Genomic DNA, 3,615 nt, shown 5'->3' on the forward strand with positions numbered 1-3,615 from the left:
TTGTCTAAAGTCAGTACTTATAGTTTGTATATAGAAGTGAGTAATGCACCAAGACAGGCAACATATTGCGAAGTTGTGCAAGTATCTCCTCTGCTACATCAACTGCTCATTCAGGCAAATCAGCTATCTATTGATTACCAGCGTGCAGATCGTGACGGTGCTCTTATCGATTTATTGTTATATGAATTAGAAGCTGCACCAGCACTACCTCTGTTTATTCCTCTGCCTCACAACACATTGTTATCTAAACAGTGTGCTGATTTTATGCAGCATCCTGACATTCATAGCAGCCCTAAAGATTGGGCACATGACCACAATAAAAGCGAGCGGACTTTTCATCGTTGGTTTAAGTCTGAAACTGGCATGTCCTTTCAAGCTTGGCGTAATCGAGTCTGCATCATCTACGCTTTAAATACCTTAAAAGAAAATATCTCAATTACGGAAATTGCCTTTAGTTTGGGCTATGAACACTCGGCAGCTTTTACAGCAATGTTCAGTAAAATTATGGGTTATCCGCCTACCCATTTTCAAAAAAGATTTCATGCACATAATAAAGCGCTATAAAGATTTACTCATGTGAATGGTGTCATACGTATCGATCCATTCTCGTTTAATAACGTCAAACCCTTGAAGCCGCCAAAACTCTTCAGCCGCAGGTAAAAATGGATGGGTATGCAAATACAAAGTAGTAATTTCATTCTTCTGTGCATGGCTAAACAACATTTTACATAGCATGGTTGCGATGCCATTGCGGCGGTATTCAGGCAATACAAACAACTTAACCACTTCCACTGTCTTAGATGGCAAATTTAAATCAAAACGATGGTCATACGCCCGATATGCAATAGTGCCAATAATACGGTTTTTATCTTTTACCGTAATAAAGCAACCTAATGGATCATTAACATAATATTGCCCAAAATTTTTTAAATCTTTGGGGACTTGCCCATGATAGATTTCTGGAAATAATAAATGTCTTGTATAAAGTGCAAACTCTACCGCAGATGCATAGTCTGATTTGTCTGCTAGATGATAGTGAAAAGTCATATTTATAGCCAAGAATGATCAGGGATAACAATGGTTTTGTCTTGAATCATGGCTTCATGGAACTCAACATCATAGACACTTTTTAAAAACTTCGGATCGGTTATTCGTGTTTTTGACTCAGGCTTAACTACCTCATGTTGGCGCATAAAAAACAAATGATCTGCAAATAAAAAAGCCAAGTTGGGATCATGCATAATCGCAATCACCGTAAAATTTTGCCGCGACAACTGACGCAATTTTTTCATTAAATAAGACTGGTAATAAACATCGAGATGATTGGTTGGCTCATCGAGCAAAATGACTTTCGGTGCTTGTACTAAAATACGGGCAATCATAACCAATTGCCGTTCACCTCCCGATAGCTCGGTATAAGGGCGGTCACGCAAATGCTCAATATCTAAATCAAGCAAAGCTTGGTCTACACGTTCCCAGTCTGATTTTGAAGGTCTATATCTGCTAAAAGCAGCACGCCCAGTAATCACTACATCTTTAACTAAAAATGGAAATACGGTTTTATGAAACTGCGGTAAAAAGCCGAGTAAGGCTGCCCGATCTTTCCCTTTAAAGTCTGATAATGGTTTTCCAGAGTAACGAATCAACCCATCTTTTACGGGTTCTAAACCAGCCATCAATTTAAAAAGTGTCGATTTTCCGCAACCATTACGCCCTAAAATCACTGAAAACTGATTTTCAGGAAACTCCAGATGAATATTTTTAAGGACCTGTTTGTGCCCATAGGCATAATTTAACTGATCAATTTGAATCATGCCCAATGAGTCCTCTGTGTTTTCATTAATAATAAGAAAAATGGTGCACCAAGTAACATGGTAAAAATGCCAATCGGTATTTCAAACGTCAGTAAAACCCGAGAAAAGTTATCAATCAACAGTAGAAAACTGCCGCCCAACACCATATTGGCAGGAATGCTGTAGCGGTGATCTGGCCCAACCAACATTCTCACAATATGCGGCATAAACAGCCCATATAGACTAATAATGCCAGCAGCAGCCACAGAAGTTGAGGTACATACAGTTACCAGCGCAATTAAAAGAAGCTGTTCCCAGCGTGGGTTAACACCAACTGCCTGCGCTTCTTCGGCACCGAGTGCCATTAAGTTTAGGCGCCAACGCATCGTAAATAACCCGATAAGTCCAATACAAATCGGTAGCACGGCGTATTGAACTTTTTGCCAAGAAGCCTGATGTAAGTTGCCCATCGTCCATTGCACGATCGCTTGTAATTTAAATGGATCACTTAAGTATTGAATAACTATAAGTCCTGCCAAAAACAGCCCCGAAACAATCATGCCCGATAAAATTACCATTACTAAAGACGTCTGACTTTCATGTTTTTGATGGGCAAATAAATATGTTAAACCAACAGCGCACACGCCAAAAATAAAGGCGGATAGGTTTGGTGAAAGCCAACTTAAAGAAAGTGCCAAAGCTGCACCGAACGCCGCACCAGATGATATACCGAGTACATACGAGTCAACTAAAGGATTACGAAACAATGCCTGTAAACCATTTCCCGCAGTTGCTAACGCAGCCCCCACCATAAAAGTCAGTAAAATTCTGGGTAATCTGACATTGACCAAAATGTTTTGCATCAGTCTAAATTGTTCCACATCAAAATACGGTGTACCAAACACTGCTTGCACACCCCACCGCAAATAGTCCCATGCACTCAAGGTCTGCGTTGGCCCTATGAGCAACGAGATAAAAATCATCACGAACGGTAGCGGGTAAAACCAATAATATTTCAGCTTTTCCATATTCATTGCACCAACGCTTTGGCAAGCTGCTCACCATACAACTTAGTTAAAATACGCTGTTGTAAAGCACTTACTGGTAAATCAGACTGTTCAGGATAAATACTATGATTCAAATAAATCGCCGTAATAATGATTTTGATGGTATGAGGGTTATATATAAATGCAGGACTCAAATTAAATACCTTACGGTTTTGTACGGCATTTAAGCCTTGTAATTCTTTTCGTTCATAAATCAGTTTTGGGTTTGTATTCCAAAGCACAATATTGTCAGGATTCCATTCAATTAAAGTCTCGGGATTTACATTGGGCTGGTTAGCATCGGTCTGAACAATGTTGTAAGCACCAGCGAGTTCAATAAAATCATTGGTAATCGACTGACGTCCAGAGGTAGAAAAAATACGCCCTCCTGACCACGCATAGTAAATCGATTGTTTATTTGGCTGACGTGCAGTTTTGGCTGCGACCTCCGCCACAATTTCATCTGAGAAATTTAGAATTTCCTGAGCACGCTTTTGGGCACCGCTTAAAACGGCAATTTCTGATAGTTCTTCTTTTACTTGCTGGTAAGTACCGGACTCCATGACATATACAGCAATACCAAACTGCCGTAACAGTTCAATCGTTTGAGTTTGCCCGCTCCCCAAAATTACCAGATCAGGTTTTAACAACACAAGACTTTCAATATTGGTTGCATTTGCCCCTTGTGAAGGCGTCGCAAGCTGTTTATTGGCAATACGTTGATCTATTTTTGAATAGGCATTAAATAATAAAGGTTGGATGTATACTTCGGCTGG

General features: G+C 39.9%; 5 protein-coding genes. 1 reads left to right on the top strand and 4 read right to left on the bottom strand.

All coding sequences use genetic code 11. The features are described 5' to 3' along the window. Positions 1 to 564: helix-turn-helix domain-containing protein (locus UC75_RS03615; protein WP_228137059.1), on the top strand; the 564-nt coding region annotated here is incomplete at its 5' end. On the opposite strand, the gene UC75_RS03620 is transcribed toward UC75_RS03615, so the two are convergent. The 4 genes from UC75_RS03620 to UC75_RS03635 form a co-directional block, all read right to left on the bottom strand. Beyond that, positions 559 to 1,047, bottom strand: a complete 489-nt coding sequence (locus tag UC75_RS03620) for a GNAT family N-acetyltransferase (protein WP_049836720.1) — start codon at positions 1,045 to 1,047, stop codon at positions 559 to 561. The genes UC75_RS03615 and UC75_RS03620 overlap by 6 nt on opposite strands. Positions 1,048 to 1,049: 2 nt before the next feature. After that, positions 1,050 to 1,814, bottom strand: coding sequence for an ABC transporter ATP-binding protein (locus UC75_RS03625; RefSeq protein WP_000614440.1), 765 nt, complete (start codon positions 1,812 to 1,814; stop codon positions 1,050 to 1,052). Next, a complete protein-coding gene (locus UC75_RS03630) occupies positions 1,811 to 2,821 on the bottom strand; it encodes a FecCD family ABC transporter permease (RefSeq protein ID WP_128825127.1) in 1,011 nt (336 codons plus the stop codon). The genes UC75_RS03625 and UC75_RS03630 overlap by 4 nt, the downstream gene beginning before the upstream one ends. A 2-nt stretch (positions 2,822 to 2,823) precedes the next feature. Beyond that, the coding region (locus UC75_RS03635; protein ID WP_049836722.1) for an ABC transporter substrate-binding protein at positions 2,824 to 3,615 on the bottom strand (792 nt) is incomplete at its 5' end.

This window comes from Acinetobacter sp. V2, from assembly GCF_001188385.1.
GTDB lineage: Bacteria > Pseudomonadota > Gammaproteobacteria > Pseudomonadales > Moraxellaceae > Acinetobacter > Acinetobacter oleivorans.

Bases quoted from the DNA above. Each gene is read 5' to 3' on its own strand.
- UC75_RS03625 (WP_000614440.1), bottom strand. From the start codon at position 1,814: ATGATTCAAATTGATCAGTTAAATTATGCCTATGGGCACAAACAGGTC.
- UC75_RS03620 (WP_049836720.1), bottom strand. From the start codon at position 1,047: ATGACTTTTCACTATCATCTAGCAGACAAATCAGACTATGCATCTGCG.
- UC75_RS03630 (WP_128825127.1), bottom strand. From the start codon at position 2,821: ATGGAAAAGCTGAAATATTATTGGTTTTACCCGCTACCGTTCGTGATG.